We start from the raw sequence: 18,166 nt of genomic DNA, 5'->3' as shown, positions 1-18,166 counted from the left end.
ATGACCGATGCGACAGCCGGGACGGGTATTCCCGCACCCGAGGGGACCAGTGACCTGATCGAGACAGACTACGAAATCGGCCAGGACAACGTGCAGAAATCGGTCGGGCCGTTCGGGCTCGACGTCCACAACCCCGTCTTCGCGATCTCCGGTCTCGCGGTCGTGGCCTTCGTGTTCTTCACGCTGGCCCTGCCGACACAGGCCGAGGCGATCTTCAGCGCCATGTTCGACTTCACCACCAAGAATTTCGACTGGTTCCTCCTCGGCGCGGCGGACCTCGTGGTGATCTTCGCGCTGCTGCTCATCGTCACGCCCTACGGTTCGATCCGGCTCGGCGGAACGAATGCGACGCCCGACTACCGCTACCCGGCCTGGTTCGCGATGCTCTTTGCCGCGGGTATGGGCATCGGCCTCATGTTCTACGGCGTCTCGGAGCCGCTGACCCATTTCTCGGCTGCCTTCGGCGAGACGGCGACGGAGGGCGATCTGCGGACCGACTGGGCCCCGCTCGGCGCGGCGACCTGCGACGAAGCGGGGTCGATCCGGCTCGGCATGGCGGCGACGATCTTCCACTGGGGGATGCACCCCTGGGCCATCTACGCGACCGTGGCGCTGGCCCTCGCGCTCTTCACCTACAACAAGGGGCTGCCGCTGACGATCCGATCGGCCTTCTATCCGCTCCTCGGAGAGCGGGTCTGGGGCTGGCCCGGCCATGTCATCGACGTGATCGCCGTCTTCGCCACGCTGTTCGGCCTCGCCACCTCCCTCGGTTTCGGCGCGACGCAGGCGAACGCCGGCCTCAACGCGCTCTTCGGCTTGCCCACGGGCACCACCTCCGAGGTGGTTCTCATCACGCTCATCACCTCTGTCGCGCTCATATCGGTGGTGCGCGGTCTCGACGGTGGCGTGAAGATCCTCTCCGAGATCAACCTCGGCCTCGCCGCGCTTCTCGCGCTCTTCGTGCTCATCGTCGGGCCCACGGTCTTCCTGCTGACGTTCTTCTGGGACAGCCTGCTGGCCTATTTCACCTTCCTGCCCGCGCTCTCCAATCCGTTCGGGCGTGCAGACGTCAACTTCAGCCAAGGCTGGACGGCCTTCTACTGGGCCTGGTGGATCAGCTGGTCGCCCTTCGTCGGCATGTTCATCGCCCGCGTCAGCCGCGGCCGGACGGTACGCGAGTTTGTGACCTGCGTGCTCATCATCCCGTCGTTCGCCTGCGTGGCCTGGATGGCGATCTTCGGCGGGGCGGCGATCAACCAGGTGCTGGCCGACGGCTATACCGCCGCGCAGGAGGCCGATCTGCCGTTGCAGCTCTTCAAGATGCTGGAGCAACTGCCGCTCGCCGGCATCACCTCCTTCATCGGGATCGTGCTCGTCATCGTCTTCTTCGTCACCTCGTCCGACTCGGGCTCGCTCGTGATCGACACGATCACGGCCGGCGGCAAGATCGACGCGCCCGTGCCGCAGCGCATCTTCTGGTGCGTGTTCGAGGGCGCGGTCGCCATCGCGCTGCTGGTCGGGGGCGGTCTGGCCGCATTGCAGTCGATGGTGATCTCGACGGGCCTTCTGTTCACCCTCGTCCTGCTGGCCATGTGCTGGTGCATCTTCCGCGGCCTGGCCAGCGAACGCGAGACGCTCTGACCCGACGGGCGGCGAACCGTTTCAGGCCCCGCCCGCGACCCTCGCCTTGTAGAGGTCGCGCAGCCGCGCGGTGACCGGCCCGAGCGCGCCGTCGCCGATCACCCGGCCGTCGATCGCTCCCACGGGCGTCTGTGCGCCGAAGGTACCGGTCAGGAAGGCCTCGTCCGCGCCATATGCATCCACAAGCGAGAAGTTGCGCTCGAAAACCGGGATGTCGTTCGCACGGCAGAGGTCGATCACCGTCTGTCGGGTGATCCCGTTCATGCAGTAGTCGCCGGTCGAGGTCCAAACCTCGCCCTTGCGGACGATGAAGAAGTTGCAGGCGTTGGTCGTGTTCACGAAGCCATGGACGTCGAGCATCAACGCCTCGTCCGCGCCGGCCTTCTCGGCGGCGATGCAGGCGAGGATGCAGTTGAGCTTCGAATGGGAGTTGAGCTTCGGATCCTGCGTCATCGGCAGGCCGCGCAGATGCGGCACGGTGGCGAGCGTCACGGGCCGGGGGATCCGGGGCGTCGAGTGCTCCATGATGATGACCATCGTGGGCCCTCGGGTCGACAGGCGCGGATGCTGGAACGGCAGGCGCTTGACGCCCCGCGTCACCATCAGGCGCGCATGGGCATCGGTCGTCATGGCGTTCGCCGCGCGCGTCTCCTCGATCGCGGCGATCACCTGATCGGGCCTGCACCCTATGTCGAGGTCGATGGCCTTCGCCGCTTCGAAGAGCCGCGCGATGTGTTCGTCGAGGAACGCCCACCGACCGTCGTAGAGGCGCAACCCCTCCCACACGCCGTCGCCCAGCATGAAGCCGCTGTCGTAGACCGAAACGACCGCGTCGTTCCGGTGTCTGAGGGTTCCGTCGACCCAGATGCGGATGTCCGCGTTGCGGGCATCCTCCTCGGCGTCATGGGTGCTGATCCGATCGTCCATGGCGCGACCGTGCCGTCACCATCACGTGATTTGCAAGCGCCCCGCTTGCGGGCGCAAGATCGAACCCCGTGATGGAGGTGTCCCATGGCAGTGAGAACCGAAACCCGCGCGATCCTTCTGGCGCTTGCGATCCTCGGCGGCGTGGCTTTGCAGCATGTCGACCACGTCGAGCAGGCAAACTGCCTGTTCTGCCGGATCGCGGCGGTGCTTTAACCCAGGAGCAGCGATCGCTGCCAACTGGCGAGGATCATCCGCGCGATGATGATCCCGAGGAAGAACACGAGCGGCGCGAGGTCGAGCGCGCCGGTGTTCGGCAGAACCCGGCGGATGGGGGCATAGGCCGGTTCGAGGATGCGGTTCAGACCGTCCCAGAGCTGCGCGACGATCGGCTGGTGCAGGTTCAGGACCCCGAAATTGATGAGCCACGACATGATGATGTGCGCGATCGCGAAGAACCAGGCGACGCTCAGCAGCAGTTGCAGGATGTCGATGATAAGGATCATGTCGGGCCTTCCTTCGGATCTGTCGCCCTGATCTAGGCGCGGGGCACGTCACCCGCAAGCTGACGCGTGGTCGGGGTTGACGTAAACCGCACCAAGGTCAACACGGCACCCATGTATCCCTTCGTCCGACTGGCCTGGCAGCTCTGGCAGCAGCGCAAGGCCCCGCCGATCGCGCCGACCGAAACCCATGTGTCGCATCACATCTGCCTGCCTTGGGATCTCGACGGATTTCTCGAACTCAACAACGGGCGCACGCTCACGCTCTACGACATCGGCCGGTTCACGGCCGGGCAGCGCATGGGGCTTGCCGCGGCGCTGCGTCGGCGCAAATGGGGGCTCGCCGTCGCCGGCGCGAGCATCCGCTACCGCCGCCGCGTGACAGGCTTCCAGCGGATCGAGATGCACACGCGCTGCGTCGGCTGGGACCACAAGTTCGTGTATATCGTCCAGGCGATGTGGGTGAACGGCACCTGCACGTCGCAGGCCCTCCTGCGCACGGCGGTCACCGCGAAGGGCGGCACCGTCGACCCCGCCGAGGCCCTGCGCGAGATCGGCCACGACGGCCCCGCGCCCGAGATGCCGGCCTGGGTCGCCGCCTGGATCGAGGCCGAGGGCACCCGCCCCTGGCCACCCGAAGGAGCCGTACCCGCGGGTCACACACCCCCCTCGATCTAGGGGGGCGGCCACTGCCCGTGTTGCACCGCGTCACAAAGCCGCCCAAGGTGCGCCCTGCACCTGGGGAAGGGCGGACGATGATCGACACGGCACTGAGACGCCGCGTGCGCGGCTGGATGATGTTCGACTTCGCGTCGCAGCCCTACAACACGCTGCTCCTGACCTTCATCTTCGGTCCCTATTTCGCCAGCGCCGTCATGGACGACCCGGTCGAGGCGCAATCGGCCTTCGGCTTCGCCGTCGGGGCCGCCGGTTTCGTCATGGCGATCAGCGCGCCTGTCCTTGGGGCGATGGCCGATGCCTCGGGCAGGCATCTGACCTGGATCAAGACGTTCTCGGTCCTCTACGTTCTCGGCTCGGCCGCGCTCTGGTTCGCGGTGCCGGGGGCCGAAACCGTCTGGCCCATTCTGCTGGTCTTCTGCATCGGCCTCATCGGCATGGAATTCGCGACGATTTTTACCAACGCCATGCTGCCGACCCTCGGCCCGCGCGAGGAGATCGGGCGCATCTCGGGCTCCGGATGGGCGCTGGGATACGTCGGCGGCGTGCTCTCGCTCGTGGTGATGCTGCTTTTCTTCGCCGAGAACGAGGCCGGCGTGACCTTCCTCGGCATCGCGCCGATCCTCGGTCTCGATCCCGATATGCGCGAGGGCACACGCTTCGTCGGCCCGTTCACGGCCCTTTGGTACGTCGTCTTCATGGTGCCGTTCTTCCTCTGGGTGAAGCCCGCGCGCGCCGTTTCCGACACGATGACCTCGGTCGGCGAGACACTCCGCCGTCTGGCCGAGACCGTCCGGTCGTTGCCGGGCCGCCCCTCCTTCATGGCCTATCTCGGAGGGTCGATGCTCTACCGCGACGCGCTCAACGGGCTCTACACCTTCGGTGGCATCTATACCGCCGGCGTCCTCGGCTGGAGCCCGGTCGACATCGGCGTCTTCGGCATCATCGCCGCGATCACCGGGGCGATCTTCGCGTGGATCGGCGGACGCGTCGACCGGGCGCGGGGCCCGAAACCCGTGATCGTCTTCTGCGTCGTCGCGCTCACGCTCATCTCGCTGACCGTGGTGACGGTGACGCCCACTACAGTCCTCTTCGTGCCGGTGCCAGAAGGCTCCGCCCTGCCGAGCCTCACGTTCTATGTCCTCGGCGCGGCGATCGGGGCCGCCGGCGGGTCGCTGCAGGCGTCGAGCCGGACCATGCTCGTGCGTCTCGTCGACCCGGATCACGTGACCGAGGGCTTCGGCCTCTACGCGCTCGCCGGAAAGGCCACGGCCTTCCTTGCACCGCTTTTGATCGGCATCGTGACGCTGATGTCGGGAAGCCAGCAGATCGGGGTTCTCCCGGTGGTTGGATTGTTCATACTGGGTCTGATCCTGCTATTCTGGGTCAAAGCGGAAGGGGAGAGCGCATGATGATCCGTGCCATCGCAATCTGCCTCGGGCTGGCGCTTGCGCCGCCCGCCGAGGCGCAGCTTGCCAAGACGCAGTTCGGAGCGGCGCAGACCGGCTCGCAACAGCGCGCGGAGCCCTTCGGGAGCTACGCACGGGGCTGTGCCGCGGGTCTGGTGGAACTGCCCGAGACGGGCGACAGCTGGCAGGCGATGCGCCTCAGCCGCAACCGCAACTGGGGCCATCCCGAGCTCGTCGACCTCGTGCAGGACATCGGCCGCCATATGAACCGGATCGGCTGGGGCGGCATCTACGTGGGCGACCTGAGCCAGCCGCGCGGCGGTCCCATGCTCTCGGGCCACCGGAGCCACCAGATCGGCCTCGACGCCGACATCTGGCTCTATCCGGCGACCGACATGACGCTCACCCGGCGCGAGCGCGAGAACCTCTCGGCCGTTTCCATGCGCCGCTCGAACGGGGCCTTCGTCAATTCGAACTGGAGCCGGGGGCAGCACGAGCTGGTGAAGAAGGCCGCGCAGGATCCGCGCACGGCGCGCATCTTCATCTTCCCCGGTGCCAAGGTCGAGATGTGCCGTACCGAGACGGGGGACCGTTCGTGGCTCCGCAAGGTCCGGCCCTGGTACGGGCACCATTATCACATGCACGTCCGCATCTCCTGCCCGCGCGGCGCGAGCGGCTGCCTGAACCAGGACCCGCCCCCCCCGGGCGACGGCTGCGCCGAGGCGCAGGACTGGGTGAACAACATCCTGAACCCGCCGCCGCCCGACCCGAATGCCGCACCCGCGCGCCCGCGGCGGGAGCTGCAACTCGCCGACCTGCCAACGCAATGCGTCTCGGTCCTCTCCTCGCGCTGACCCTGCTGCCCGCCTCGGCGGCCGCGGAGGCCGTCTTCCTCGGCTCCCACGTCTGGGATCCGGGGTTCGACGGCGCGGGGGGCTATTCGGCTCTCCACCTCGAGGCGGGCGGTACGGCGCTCCTGCTGTCGGACCGCGGCCATTGGGTGCGCGGGACGCTCGCGCGCGACGCCGACGGCGCGGTCAGCGCGTTCCGCCCGACAGCTCATGGTCCTCTCCTGCGCTCGACCGGCGGCACGCTGCAGGCGGGCGAGACCGACGCCGAGGCCATCGCCGCCGCGGGCGATGCGCTCTACGTGGCCTACGAGGGGGCACACCGCGTCATGCGCCATGCAGACATCGCGACGCCGCCGGAACGTTTCACGCAGGACGCCGGTTTCGACGGGCTGCAGGAGAACTCGGGTCTGGAGGCGCTCGCGGCGGATGCCGACGGCACGCTCTACGCGATCCCAGAACGGTCGGGCGGCCTCGGTACGCCGTTTCCCGTCTACCGCTTCGACGGCACGACCTGGTCGAAGCCGTTTACCCTCAGGCGGGACGGACGTTTTCTCGTATCGGGGGCCGACATCGGCCCCGACGGACGGCTCTACCTGCTCGAACGTGACTTCGCGCTCCTCGGGTTCCGCAGCCGCGTGCGCAGCTTCGACCTCGACGGAAGGGACGAACGCCTCGTGTTCCAGAGCGGGATCGGCGTGCACGACAACCTCGAGGGTCTTGAGGTCTGGCAGGACGAGTCGGACCGTATCCGGCTCACGATGATTTCCGACGACAACCAGCGCCCGCTGATCCAGCGGACGGAGTTCGTGGACTACGTGGTCGAGTAGCGGCGGGCCGGCCGACCGGCGACACCCGCGCGTTCGGCGTCGGCGCGCTGCACGAGAAGAGAGGCCAGCCGCACTTCGGGCGCGCCTTTCGCGCATATCGTATTCGATGCGTTTTCGCGCCGGATCCTCGGCTGGGCCATGGGGAGGAACCTGAAGACGCAGCTCGTCCTCGATGCAGCGAACATGGCGATCGGCCAGCGCAAGCCGTCGGATGTGGTGCAATATAGCGACCATTCGCGCAATACACATCCGTTGCGTGCGGTCTCGGTTGCAAGGAGGCGGGCGTCAGGCCGTCCGTAGGATCGGTCAGTGACACATACGACAACGCCATGTGCGAGAGCTTCTCTGCGACCTTCGAATGCGAGCTTCCGGACAGGCGAAAGTCCCGGACCAGGGCGGAAGCCCGCATGGCGATCTTCGAATTCATCGAGGGCTGGTACACCCCCGGCCGCCGTCACCTGGCTCTGGGCTATCTCTCGCTCATCGACGACGAAAGAATCGCGCTCGAAACGCTAGAGTTCTCCAACTTATAACCGTCCACAAAACCGGGAGAGCTCCAATCTGGGCTATACTCTGACGCTACCGCAAACCGGCAAAAGCATCCGAATAAACGGCATTGTTGGGTTTGTGAAATATACAGTCACCTATCTTTAATCGCTTGTTTCCCATCCGCCGCTATGGGATTCGGAGGGAAACCGAGCAGAGCAGACCCGATGCCAGATCCGCAGGACCTCCTGTCCTCCATCTTCGGATTCGACGCCTTCCGCCCCGGCCAGTCGGAAATCGTGGAGGCGGTGGTCGCGGGGCACGACGTGCTCGCCATCATGCCGACCGGCGGTGGCAAGTCGCTCTGCTTCCAGCTGCCGGCGCTCTGCCGTGACGGGCTGACCGTGGTCATCTCGCCGCTCATCGCGCTGATGCGCGACCAGGTGCGCGCGCTGCAGGAGGCCGGGGTCGTGGCCGGGGCGCTCACCTCCGGCAACACCGAGGAAGAGACCGAGGCTGTCTGGCAAGCGATCGAGGACGGTACGCTCAAACTGCTCTACATCGCGCCCGAGCGGCTCGCCTCCTCGGGCACGGAGCGGATGCTGCGGCGCGCGGGATGCGCGCTCATCGCCGTGGACGAAGCCCATTGCGTCAGCCAGTGGGGCCACGATTTCCGCCCCGACTACCTGCGCATCGGAGAATTGCGCCGCGCGCTCGACGTGCCGCTCGCCGCCTTCACCGCGACCGCCGATGCCGAGACGCGGGACGAGATGGTGCGCCGCCTCTTCGCCGCGCCGCCCGAGGTCTTCCTGCACGGTTTCGACCGACCGAACATCACGCTGACCTTCCAGCCGAAGGACGGGCCGCGCCGGCAGATCCTTTCGTTCGCGGCCGCCCGCAAGGGGCAGTCGGGCATCGTCTACTGCGGCACCCGGGCCAAGACCGAGACGCTGGCGAAGGCACTCGGCGACGATGGCCATAGCGCCTGCCACTATCACGGCGGCATGGATGCGGAGGACCGGCGGGCTGTCGAGCGGAGGTTCCAGCAGGAAGACGGGCTGATCGTCGTCGCGACAGTGGCCTTCGGCATGGGCATCGACAAGCCGGATATTCGCTGGGTGGCGCACGCCGACCTGCCGAAGTCGATCGAGGCCTATTATCAGGAGATCGGCCGCGCCGGGCGCGACGGGGCCCCGGCCGACACGCTCACGCTCTTCGGGGCAGACGACATCCGCTATCGCCGGCAGCAGATAGACGAGGGGCTTGCCCCGCCCGAGATGCGCGCCGCAGACCACGGCCGACTGAACGCTCTCCTGGGCCTCGCCGAGGCGCAGGTCTGCCGCCGCGTGACGCTCCTGCGGTACTTCGGCGAGGGGGCCGAGCCCTGTGGCAATTGCGACCTCTGCGAGACACCGCCCGATCTCTTCGATGCGACGACCGAGGTGCGCAAGGCGCTCTCGGCGATGCTGCGCACGGAGGAGCGGTTCGGCACCGGCCATCTGATCGACGTGCTGACCGGGACGGAGACGGAGAAGACCCGGCGCTTCGCGCACGACAGCCTGCCGACATGGGGCTGCGGCTCTGACACGCCGAAGCCTCAGTGGCAGGCGATCTTCCGGCAGATGATGGGCCTCGACCTCGTGCGGCCCGACGCCGAGCGCCACGGCGCGCTGCGCATGACCGAGCCGGCCCGGCCCATCCTGCGCGGGGAGGAGAGCGTGACGCTGCGCCGCGACAGCATCAAGAGGGCCGAGCGCCGGCCGGCCGTCAAACAGCTGGTGTCGGAAGAAGATGCACCGATGCTCTCGGCGCTCAAGGCGAAGCGCCGCGCGCTGGCCGAGGCGCAGGGGGTGCCGGCCTACGTCGTCTTCACCGACCGCACCCTGATCGAGATGGCAGAGACGCGGCCCGAAACGCTCGACACGATGGCGCGGATCTCTGGCGTCGGGGCCAAGAAGCTCGACCGCTACGGTGCGACATTCCTTGCCGTCCTGACCGGCGAGATGCCCGAGGCCGTGCACCCGGCCCGCCGCAAGCTCGCCGGGCGGAGCGAGGGGGCGATCTACGACCGGCTCCTTTCGGTACAGAACGACCTGAGCCGCGGCGAGACCGGAACCGACAAGCCGATGACCTGTTCGTCGTCGCAACTGGCCAAGGTCGCACGCGCGCGCCCCGAGGCCGACGACATCACCCGTATCCTCGGCGAGCGCCACGCAGAGCGCTTCGGCGACGCCTTCCTCGAAGTGCTGCGCGAGGGTTGAGGCCCGCGCGCCGGTCCCTAGATTGAGGCCAAAGGAGCCGCCCATGCTGACCGTCCTCTCGCCCGCCAAGAAGCTCGACTTCGACGTCGTGACGCACGAGACCACGCCGATCCGCTTTCCGGGCGAGGTGACGGAGCTTCTCGACGTGACGCGCGGGCTGTCGGTGGCCGATCTGATGAAACTCATGTCGATCTCGGAGAGCCTTGCCGTCCTGAACCGGGACCGCTTCCGCGACTGGGATAAAGCCCCCGAGAAGGCGGCGCTCTTCGCCTTCGCGGGCGACACCTATACCGGGCTCGAGGCCGCCACGCTGTCGGAAGACGCGCTGCGCCACGCGGGCGGGCATCTGCGCATCCTGTCGGGGATGTTCGGCCTGCTCGGCCCCTTCGATGCGCTCAAGCCGTACCGGCTGGAGATGGGAAGCCGCCTCAAGACGCCGCGCGGCAAGACGCTCTATGCCTTCTGGGGCGACCGGATCGCGCGGGCGCTAAACGCCGACGCGGAGGCGGTTGGCGCGACCCATCTTCTGAACTGCGCAAGCCAGGAGTATTTCGGCGCGGTCGACCGCTCGGTCCTGACCCTTCCGGTCATTACGCCGACCTTCCTCGAGGACAAGCCCGCCGGCCCCAAGGTGATCAGCTTCTTCGCCAAGCAGGCGCGCGGGGCAATGGCGCGTTTCGTCATGGAGAACCGTATTACCGACCCGGCCGAGCTCGCGGCCTTCGAGACCGGCGGCTATGCCTACCAGCCCGACCGCTCGACCGCCGAGGCCCCGGTGTTCCTGCGGCCCGATACGGCACAGAAGGCCGCCTGACCCGAGAGGCTCAGCCGGGCGTCCCGTCGAAATAGTCGCGCAGGATGCGACCGTAGATCGCCTTCAACTGCCCGATCTGCTCCACCCGGACGCGCTCGTCGACGGCATGCATCCGGTGACCGACGAGGCCGAATTCCACGACCGCGCAATGGTCCTTAACGAAACGCGCATCCGAGGTGCCGCCTGTCGTCGAGAGCTCCGGCACGCGGTTCGTCTCGATCTGCACGGCCTGCGAGACGAGGTCAGACAGGGGACCGGGCGGCGTCAGGAAGCTCTCGCCCGAGATCTTCGTCTCCATCCCGATCGTCACGCCAGTCTCGGCGGAAATGCGATCGGCCTCGCCGCGCATCCACGCGATGAGGTCCGCGCCGGTATGCGCGTCGTTGAAGCGGATGTTGACGGTCGCGCGGCCTTCGGCGGGGATGACGTTCGTGGCCGGGTTCCCGACGTCCATCGTGACCAGCGCAAGGGTCGACGCATCGAAGTGATCGGTGCCCTCGTCGAAGACCTGCTCCGACAGGTCGGCCATGAGCCGTGCGAGCGCCGGCAAGGGATTGAGCGCCAGATGCGGGTAGGCGGAGTGCCCCTGCCGTCCCGTTGCCGTGAACCAGGCCGTAAGCGAGCCGCGCCGGCCGATCTTGATCATCTGGCCCATGTGTTCGGGGCAGGTCGGCTCACCGACGAGGCAGACGTCGAGTCTTTCCCCCTCCGTCTCCATCCAGTTGAGAAGCGCGACGGTCCCGTCGGTCGCGCCCCCCTCCTCGTCGCCGGTGATGGCGATGACGACCGCGCCGTCGGGCGGGCTTTCGTTCACGAAGTCCACGGCAGCCGCGGCGAAGGCGGCGACGCCAGATTTCATGTCGGTCGCGCCGCGCCCGTAGAGCCAGCCGTCGTCGATTTCGCCGCCGAAGGGGTCCTTCGTCCAGGCCGCACGGTCGCCCACGGGCACCACGTCGGTGTGGCCATTGAAGCCGAAGGTCCGCGGGTGGCCCTTCGCGCCCCAGCGGGCGTAGAGGTTCGGCGTCCCGTTCCGGTCGACCCGCGTGCAGGCAAAGCCCGCGCCCGACAGCAGCTCCTCCAGCAGCACGAGCGCCCCGCCCTCCTCGGGCGTGACCGAGGGACAGCGGACGAGCGCCTGCGTGAGCGCGACCGGGTCAGTCATCCTCGCCCTCCCGGAAGACGGTCGTCTGCGCGACCACGACCGAGTTCTCGCGCAGCGCCCGCGCCATCAGCTTGCGTTCCTCGGGGTCGATGTCATGGCCCTCGGCCTCCCGCTCCTCGAGCGAGCCGTAGCCCGTCACCTCCAGCACGTTCAGATCGGCGGTCTTGAGAACGGCGACCGTCTCGCGCACGGCTTCGTCCTCGTCGACGCCACTGGCGTAGCACATGAGGGCCGCACCCGAAGCCCCGTCGGGCAGACCGTCACCGGACTTGCGGCCCACCTCCACGAGGAGCGTGAAAACGAAATGCGGGCGCTTGGGCTTCTTGTCGGACATGCTCCCGGGTGTCCGCCCTGACCGGGGGCTTGTCAACCGAGCCCGCCCCGTGCGTCATGCCCCAATGCGTGTCCTGTTGAGCCTGTTCCTCGTTCTGATTACCGCACTGCCCGCTCGGCCGCAGGGCTCGGAGAGCGACCGGCTCATCGTTGCAACGGTAACGCGCCCGCCCTTCTCGATGACGGTCGACGGCGCAGAAACGGGCTTCGCGCTCGATCTGTGGGCCGCGCTCTCGGCGGAACTGGGTCTCGTCTACGACGTGCGCCGCTATGCTTCCTTTCCCGACATGCTCGCGGCCGTCGAGGCGGGCGAGGCAAATGCCGCCGTCGCCAACATCTCGATCACGGCCGACCGGGAAACCCGCATGGACTTCACGCAGCCGATCTTCAGCGCCGGCGTGCAGGTGCTGATGACCTCCGAGACGGGGATCTGGCCGATGCTGCGCGCGGCCTTCTCGCCGCGGCTTCTTCTGCTCGGGCTTCTGGCCATAGGCGGGCTCTTCGCCCTGGGGATGCTGATGTGGGCCTTCGAGCGGCGACGGCACGACTACTTCGGCACCGATGCCCGCAGCGCGGCCTTTCCGGCCTTCTGGTGGGCGCTGAACGTGCTGATCTCGGGCGACTACAAGGAGAAGGACCCGGCCTCACCGCTCGGCCGGGTCTTCGGTGTGCTGATGATCGTCGGCAGCCTCTTCGTCGTCTCGATCTTCGTGGCGCAGATCACCGCGAACCTGACGCTCGACGCGATCAATCAGGACGTGGCGCGCATCACCGATCTCGACGGTCGCAAGGTCGGCACGACCGAAGGCTCGACCACCGCCACCTATCTCGAAACCCGTCGCGTCGCCCATCAGACATACGCGGACCTCGCGACGCTCCAGAATGCCTTCGAGGGCGGCGAAATCGACGCGATCGCCTTCGACGGCCCGGTTCTCGCCTACTACCTGCAGAGCACGCCCGACCTCGACGCGCGGCTCATCGACCGGGTGTTCCAGCGGGAATACTACGGCATCGCCCTGCCGACCGGCTCGGACCTGCGGGAACGCATCAACCGCGCACTCCTGCGGTTGGAGGAAGACGGCACCTATGGCGAGATCCAGCGGACATGGTTCGGGGCGTCCTACACGGACCGCTGAACCGACGCGAAAATGGCCAGGCGTGACCCGGCCATCTATTGGGAAGATCGTCGGGTCGGGCCCGACGATTACGTGACCCTAGTTGCGCACCGCCCGCACACCGAAGATCAGCAGGCAGGCCCCGGCGATGCCCACGAAAAGCTGCGGGATCCACGCGTTCGCGGCATAGATGCCGACGAGGCTCAGGATCGCGTTCAGGACGACGGCCCCGACGATCCCGAGGACGATGTTCAACAGAAGGCCCGTGTCGGCCTTCATAATCATGCTGGCGATCCATCCGGCCAGGCCGCCGACGATGATGGAGGCGAAGAATCCGAGACCCATGACGCATCTCTCCTTGGTTGTGCGTGATGGAGTGAAAACGCGCGGAACGCGCCGCGGTTCCCGGGTTTGACAGCACCCGCGCGGAGGCGCATGTCACCTCCATGCCCCGCAAGTCGCCCCTGATCGAAGCCCGTGACCGCAAGCGGGTCATGGCCGACTACGATGCCCTGCCGCCTGCCCTGCGCGACTGGCTGGCGACCGCGCGCCTGCAATGGGAGCCGCGCTCGGCACATCGCGCGTGGCGCAAGGCGCTCTGGAGGGGGCTTGGCCGCACAAAGGCCGCACGCGCCTACATGGATGCACTGGAAGAAGCGGCCCTCGAAAGGGACGCCTCGGGCAAATAGCCGCTTCTCTACTTCCCCAATACTCCGGGGTCCGGGGTAGGGCCCCGACAGACCAGATGCTTCTGCCCGCTCAGTCGCGCAGAAGCTCGTTGATACCGGTCTTGGAGCGGGTCTGCGCGTCGACCCGCTTCACGATCACGGCGCAATAGAGGTTCACGCCGTTCTTCGAGGGCATCGAGCCCGCCACGACGACAGAATAGGGCGGTACCTCGCCGTACATCACGTCCCCGGTCTCGCGGTCGACGATCTTGGTCGACTTGCCGATGAAGACGCCCATGCCGAGCACCGAACCTTCGCGCACGATGCAGCCCTCGACGACCTCCGAGCGGGCCCCGATGAAGCAATTGTCCTCGATGATCGTCGGTCCCGCTTGCATCGGCTCCAGAACCCCGCCGATGCCGACGCCGCCCGAGAGATGCACGTTCTTGCCGATCTGCGCGCAGGACCCGACGGTGGCCCAGGTGTCGACCATGGTGCCGCTGTCGACATAGGCCCCGAGGTTCACGAAGGACGGCATCAGCACCACGCCAGGCGCGACGTAGGCCGACTTGCGCACCACGCAGTTCGGCACCGCGCGGAAGCCCGCCTGCTCCCACTTGGCCGCGTTCCAGCCGTGGAACTTGCTGTCGACCTTGTCCCACCAGCTGCTGCCCTGCGGACCGCCCGACTGCAACTCCATGTCCTTGAGGCGGAAGCCCAGAAGCACGGCCTTCTTGGCCCATTGATTGACGTGCCAGTCGCCACTGTCCTGCCGCTCCGCGACGCGCAGGCTGCCGCTGTCGAGGGCGTCGAGCGTGGCCTCGATCGCCTCCCGCGCCTCGCCCGTGGTCTGCGGCGTGATCGTGTCGCGCGCCTCCCAAGCGGCTTCGATGGCGGTTTCCAGCTGATCGTTCGACATGGGCGGCCTCTTTGGGGCGGGGAAAAGACTGGCCCGCTCTTATCCGCCTGCCCCGCACGGGGCAATCCTGCGGGCGCGCGGAAACCCGGCCCGTGGGGGGCCGGCCGCCTCGCCGCCGCAAAGAGGTGTCTCCGCCCGTTGGGGTGGACGACAGGACCGCATCAGACGGGTCAGGGTCCCACCGATCGCTCATCCAGGAGACCCGGTACGACCTCACTCACAAAGACAGACTTCCCTCCAACACAGACCTGCGCGCGGACCGACCCTCGTTCCTGGCCGTGACGGCCCGCGCCGAAGAAAGAAGAGAAAAACGACGATGAAGAAACTCATGATCCTGGCCTTCCTGGGCCTCAGCGCCTGCGAGTCCCCCGCGGAGATCGCCGCGCGCGAACAGCTCGATACGGCCTGCCTCGAAGGAAACCTTCAGGCCTGCCGCGCCGTCCAGGAACGGGTGGCCGCCGAGAACCAGGCGCTCGCGACCTCGGTCATCGGCCTTTGACGCAGACGGCGGGTCCCCGTCCGACGGGGACCCGATCTCACCCGGGATTGCGATCCCCTCGGCGGCGTCGCAGACCATCTAGAAACGCAAGGAGGCCGGGACGGGCATCCCATGACACTGGAAACCTCCATCGGTATCGCCACGACCGGCATCTGCCTGTTCTGCGCGCATCTCCTGCTGCTCCGCCGGCGGGATCCCGGTGTTTATCTTCCCCTCGCGCTTCTGTTCCTGTTCCAGGGGGCGTCGCTCGGGATCGGCCTGTTGCACGAGACGTTCGATCCCGACGGCACGGGGCTCCTCTTCCGCGCAAGCGTGCTCGTCGCGGGGCTCGAGACGACCCTGCCGTTCCTGCTCTGGGCCTACGTGCGCGCGCTCACGACCGAGGGCCCAGTCGACCGCATCCCGAACCTCTTGCGCCACGTGGCCGCGATCGTTCCGGTACTGCTGCTCTTCTGGACGCTTCTGCTGCTGCCGAACGGGTTCGACGCGGACGCGCTGCAGGAGAACGACCCCCGCGCCCTGCGCTTCGTCCTCGTCGGGGCAGCCGTCCTGCTGGCGGACCTCCTCTTCAAGGCGGTCGTCGCCACTTACATCTACCTGATCGTCCGTCGCCTGCTGGCCTATCGCGTCCGTCTCCGGGAGGTCTTCGCCAGCACGGAGAACCGCGAGTTGACCTGGATCTGGGTCCTCCTGGCCTGCATGGCCGCCTACCTCTGCGTGAACATCGCGCTCACCGCATCGGTCGTGTCCGGCCTCTTTGCCGAGCAGACGCGCGATATGTGGTGGCCCGTCGTGAACAGCCTGGCGTTGCTCGGCCTGTTCTGGGCTCTCGGGGTCTGGGGCCTGCGCCAGCGGCCCGGCCTGACCCGCCACCCCGTCGTGGCGACGCCGGAACCCGACGCGCGGCAGTCGAGGAAATACGAGAAATCCGCACTGGATGACGACCGCCTGCGCCGCATTGCCCGCAAGGTCGAGGACGCCATGGCCGAGGACGCGCTCTACCGCGACCCCAACCTGTCGCTCTGGGATCTGGGAAAGCACATCGGCGTCACCTCCCATTACGTGTCGCAGGCTTTGAACACGCACCTGAACAAGAGCTTCTTCGACCTCGTGAACGGATGGCGGATCGAGAGCGCCATCGAACAGCTGAACACGACGGACGAGACGATCCTGACGATCGCCTATGACGTGGGCTTCAATTCCCGCTCGGCCTTCTACAAGGCTTTCAAGCGCCATACGGGCAAGACGCCCTCCGACCTGAGACGCTGAGCCCCGAGGGCCGCGGCAACCCGGCGGACAGCAGGGTCTCCTCGCCGCGTGCCGACAAGAAACCCCTGTGCATCGCGGCACGGATCGCTACCGTGCCGTGAAACCCGCACCGGAGGTCCCCATGCCCAGCCTGTCGCCCGCCCTCCTGATTCCCATCCTCGTGGTCTTCGCCGCCGGCGTGGGCTTCGGCGTGCAGGCCCCGCTCAACGCCGCGCTCGGCCGGGGCATCGGCGGGGGCGTCGCCGCCGCGGCGATCAGCTTCGGCGTGGGCTTCGTCGCGCTCCTTCTGCTGACGGTCCTCTTCGGTCAGGCACCGTCGCTGGCGAAGGCCACGTCGATGCCCCCGGTCTACTGGCTCGGCGGGCTTCTCGGTGCGGTCGTCGTCTGGGCGATGCTCTGGTCGGTGCCGACGATCGGCATCCTCACGGCCTTCGCCGCGCTTCTGCTCGGGCAGCTCTCGGCGGCGCTCGTCCTCGACGCGATCGGGGCCTTCGCCGCCCCGGTTCACCCGATCACGCCCACGCGGGTGCTGGCGCTGGCGATGGTGGCCGGCGGGCTCATCCTCTCTCGGCTTTGACGCGAACGCCTGCTAGACCCCGCTGATCCAATCCGAGGACCGACATGACCGACGCCCGCCACCCGCTCCGCCATTCCAAGGAAGACCGCACCACGGCCCGCACCGTCCCCGAGACGCCGCAGACCCGGAACCCGGCCTACCGTCTGGCCTTCGCCGACGAGGATTTCCTCTGCCGGGACGAGTTGCGCCCCGTGCGCCTGCAGCTCGAGCTGATGAAGCCGGAACTTTTGATGGACGAAGCCGAGGTCACGTCGACCGTGGTGATGTTTGGCGGCGCGCGCATCCCCCGTCCCGAGCACAGGGAGACGGCGCGCACGGAAACGCTGCGCAGGCTGACCGCGCAGTACGACGAGGCCCGCCGCTTCGCGAAGATGGTGACGGAGCGGTCCCTCGCGACGTCGGACGGTCGGGAGAACGTCATCGTGACCGGGGGCGGGCCGGGGGTGATGGAAGCGGGCAACCGCGGAGCCGCGGACGCCGGCGGCCGCTCGATCGGTCTCAACATCGTTCTGCCGCACGAGCAGGCCCCGAACGAGTTCGTCACACCGGATCTGAGCTTCAACTTCCACTACTTCGCGATCCGCAAGATGCATTTCCTGATGCGGGCGAGCGCGATCTGCGTCTTTCCGGGTGGCTTCGGCACGCTCGACGAGCTCTTCGAGGCGCTGACATTGATCCAGACGGGCCGGATGGAGCGCGTGCCGTTCCTTCTGTTCGGCGAGGACTTCTGGCGCTCCATCGTGAACTGGGAAGCGCTGCAGGAGGCCGGAACGATCGGAGCGGACGACATCGACCTCTTCCGCTTCGTGGAAACCGCCGAGGACGCGCTTGCGCTGATGGAGAACTGGCCACACCCGCGCACGCGGCGGGCATGGCATCGCTGAGATCGGCTGGACGAGGGGCCGTGCACGGTACGCGGTAGATCGAACCGACGGTGCGACCGACAGGTCTTCGATGTCCTGTCGGCCCGGTGCCATCCGGGTCGGATCCGCCACGACCTGGCCCGCACGCGTCGGAACCCGCATCGTTAACCTTAGGCGATTATATATTTGGCAAACCAGTCGCCGAGCGCCCTAATTGTCGCCCTTCTTGGTCTCGTCACAAGCGTCCGATGCTGGTGAAAAACTCTGGCCTTGATTGGGGTGTGATCGGCTGATTCAATCGTGCCATATGGCATGGGGGGCGGGCGATGATGGGACGGTTGGAAGCGCAGGAGAACCTGTTTTATCG

The 18,166-nt window shown here is 67.3% G+C and carries 20 protein-coding genes and 1 pseudogene; 15 read left to right on the top strand and 6 right to left on the bottom strand.

Annotated elements, in window-relative coordinates; translation table 11 throughout:
• Positions 1-1,641, top strand: a complete 1,641-nt coding sequence (locus HSX43_RS16445) for a BCCT family transporter (RefSeq protein WP_179381226.1) — start codon at positions 1-3, stop codon at positions 1,639-1,641.
• A gap of 21 nt (positions 1,642-1,662) precedes the next feature.
• On the opposite strand, the gene HSX43_RS16440 is transcribed toward HSX43_RS16445, so the two are convergent.
• Positions 1,663-2,568: an aminotransferase class IV gene (locus HSX43_RS16440; protein ID WP_179381225.1), complete on the bottom strand. Its 906-nt coding sequence runs from the start codon at positions 2,566-2,568 to the stop codon at positions 1,663-1,665.
• 84 nt (positions 2,569-2,652) lie between these two features.
• Between HSX43_RS16440 and HSX43_RS19865 the strand changes: the two genes are divergently transcribed.
• Entirely contained in the window at positions 2,653-2,781 is a 129-nt protein-coding gene (locus tag HSX43_RS19865; protein WP_268884085.1) for a hypothetical protein, read from the top strand.
• Here the strand turns inward: HSX43_RS19865 and HSX43_RS16435 are convergent.
• Positions 2,778-3,071, bottom strand: a complete 294-nt coding sequence (locus tag HSX43_RS16435; protein WP_179381224.1) for a YggT family protein — start codon at positions 3,069-3,071, stop codon at positions 2,778-2,780. The two genes, HSX43_RS19865 and HSX43_RS16435, sit on opposite strands and share 4 nt — an antisense overlap.
• Positions 3,072-3,182: 111 nt before the next feature.
• On the opposite strand from HSX43_RS16435, the gene HSX43_RS16430 reads away from it, so the two are divergent.
• The 7 genes and pseudogenes from HSX43_RS16430 to yaaA all read left to right on the top strand — a co-directional run bounded on the left by HSX43_RS16430 (position 3,183) and on the right by yaaA (position 10,394).
• Complete coding sequence (locus HSX43_RS16430; RefSeq protein ID WP_179381223.1) at positions 3,183-3,746, top strand: acyl-CoA thioesterase; 564 nt, start codon at positions 3,183-3,185, stop codon at positions 3,744-3,746.
• Between the two features lie 17 nt (positions 3,747-3,763).
• Positions 3,764-5,158 (top strand): MFS transporter, encoded by a 1,395-nt coding sequence (locus tag HSX43_RS16425; protein ID WP_328795457.1) that lies wholly within the window; start codon positions 3,764-3,766, stop codon positions 5,156-5,158.
• On the top strand, positions 5,155-6,009 hold the full coding sequence (mepA, locus tag HSX43_RS16420; protein WP_407929386.1) for a penicillin-insensitive murein endopeptidase: 855 nt from the start codon (positions 5,155-5,157) through the stop codon (positions 6,007-6,009). Before HSX43_RS16425 ends, mepA begins: the two co-directional genes overlap by 4 nt.
• Positions 5,982-6,833: an esterase-like activity of phytase family protein gene (locus HSX43_RS16415; RefSeq protein WP_179381220.1), complete on the top strand. Its 852-nt coding sequence runs from the start codon at positions 5,982-5,984 to the stop codon at positions 6,831-6,833. The genes mepA and HSX43_RS16415 overlap by 28 nt, the downstream gene beginning before the upstream one ends.
• A gap of 99 nt (positions 6,834-6,932) precedes the next feature.
• Positions 6,933-7,366: pseudogene (locus tag HSX43_RS19710) on the top strand (DDE-type integrase/transposase/recombinase); the annotation flags it as partial.
• Positions 7,367-7,546: 180 nt separating this feature from the next.
• Positions 7,547-9,580 carry a DNA helicase RecQ gene (gene recQ / locus HSX43_RS16405; protein WP_179381219.1) on the top strand — a complete coding sequence of 678 codons (2,034 nt, stop codon included), beginning with the start codon at positions 7,547-7,549 and terminating at the stop codon, positions 9,578-9,580.
• 43 nt (positions 9,581-9,623) lie between these two features.
• Positions 9,624-10,394 carry a peroxide stress protein YaaA gene (yaaA, locus tag HSX43_RS16400; RefSeq protein WP_179381218.1) on the top strand — a complete coding sequence of 257 codons (771 nt, stop codon included), beginning with the start codon at positions 9,624-9,626 and terminating at the stop codon, positions 10,392-10,394.
• 10 nt (positions 10,395-10,404) lie between these two features.
• Here the strand turns inward: yaaA and dapE are convergent, their stop codons facing one another.
• Both dapE and HSX43_RS16390 read right to left on the bottom strand, forming a co-directional pair.
• Positions 10,405-11,556: a succinyl-diaminopimelate desuccinylase gene (dapE, locus tag HSX43_RS16395; protein WP_179381217.1), complete on the bottom strand. Its 1,152-nt coding sequence runs from the start codon at positions 11,554-11,556 to the stop codon at positions 10,405-10,407.
• Positions 11,549-11,890: a hypothetical protein gene (locus HSX43_RS16390; RefSeq protein ID WP_179381216.1), complete on the bottom strand. Its 342-nt coding sequence runs from the start codon at positions 11,888-11,890 to the stop codon at positions 11,549-11,551. Before HSX43_RS16390 ends, dapE begins: the two co-directional genes overlap by 8 nt.
• A gap of 64 nt (positions 11,891-11,954) precedes the next feature.
• Between HSX43_RS16390 and HSX43_RS16385 the strand changes: the two genes are divergently transcribed.
• The gene (locus HSX43_RS16385; protein WP_179381215.1) at positions 11,955-13,025 is read left to right on the top strand and encodes a transporter substrate-binding domain-containing protein; all 1,071 of its coding nucleotides are present in this window, start codon (positions 11,955-11,957) and stop codon (positions 13,023-13,025) included.
• A 78-nt stretch (positions 13,026-13,103) separates the two neighbouring features.
• On the opposite strand, the gene HSX43_RS16380 is transcribed toward HSX43_RS16385, so the two are convergent.
• Entirely contained in the window at positions 13,104-13,349 is a 246-nt protein-coding gene (locus tag HSX43_RS16380) for a GlsB/YeaQ/YmgE family stress response membrane protein (RefSeq protein WP_179381214.1), read from the bottom strand.
• A 101-nt stretch (positions 13,350-13,450) separates the two neighbouring features.
• On the opposite strand from HSX43_RS16380, the gene HSX43_RS16375 reads away from it, so the two are divergent.
• On the top strand, positions 13,451-13,693 hold the full coding sequence (locus tag HSX43_RS16375) for a DUF6525 family protein (protein WP_235962707.1): 243 nt from the start codon (positions 13,451-13,453) through the stop codon (positions 13,691-13,693).
• A gap of 70 nt (positions 13,694-13,763) precedes the next feature.
• Here HSX43_RS16375 and dapD read toward each other — a convergent pair whose 3' ends face one another.
• Entirely contained in the window at positions 13,764-14,591 is an 828-nt protein-coding gene (gene dapD, locus HSX43_RS16370) for a 2,3,4,5-tetrahydropyridine-2,6-dicarboxylate N-succinyltransferase (protein WP_179381213.1), read from the bottom strand.
• A 316-nt stretch (positions 14,592-14,907) separates the two neighbouring features.
• Here dapD and HSX43_RS16365 point away from each other — a divergent pair, with 316 nt between their 5' ends.
• The 4 genes from HSX43_RS16365 to HSX43_RS16350 all read left to right on the top strand — a co-directional run bounded on the left by HSX43_RS16365 (position 14,908) and on the right by HSX43_RS16350 (position 17,820).
• Positions 14,908-15,090 carry a hypothetical protein gene (locus HSX43_RS16365; RefSeq protein ID WP_179381212.1) on the top strand — a complete coding sequence of 61 codons (183 nt, stop codon included), beginning with the start codon at positions 14,908-14,910 and terminating at the stop codon, positions 15,088-15,090.
• Between the two features lie 111 nt (positions 15,091-15,201).
• Complete coding sequence (locus HSX43_RS16360) at positions 15,202-16,359, top strand: helix-turn-helix domain-containing protein (RefSeq protein ID WP_179381211.1); 1,158 nt, start codon at positions 15,202-15,204, stop codon at positions 16,357-16,359.
• A 121-nt stretch (positions 16,360-16,480) separates the two neighbouring features.
• On the top strand, positions 16,481-16,936 hold the full coding sequence (locus HSX43_RS16355) for a DMT family transporter (protein ID WP_179381210.1): 456 nt from the start codon (positions 16,481-16,483) through the stop codon (positions 16,934-16,936).
• Between the two features lie 44 nt (positions 16,937-16,980).
• Positions 16,981-17,820 carry an LOG family protein gene (locus HSX43_RS16350; protein ID WP_179381209.1) on the top strand — a complete coding sequence of 280 codons (840 nt, stop codon included), beginning with the start codon at positions 16,981-16,983 and terminating at the stop codon, positions 17,818-17,820.
• Positions 17,821-18,166: the final 346 nt, after the last annotated feature.

The sequence above is a fragment of the Jannaschia marina genome (assembly GCF_013404595.1).
Classification (GTDB): domain Bacteria; phylum Pseudomonadota; class Alphaproteobacteria; order Rhodobacterales; family Rhodobacteraceae; genus Jannaschia; species Jannaschia marina.
This window is presented reverse-complemented; position numbering and strand designations above follow the sequence as displayed.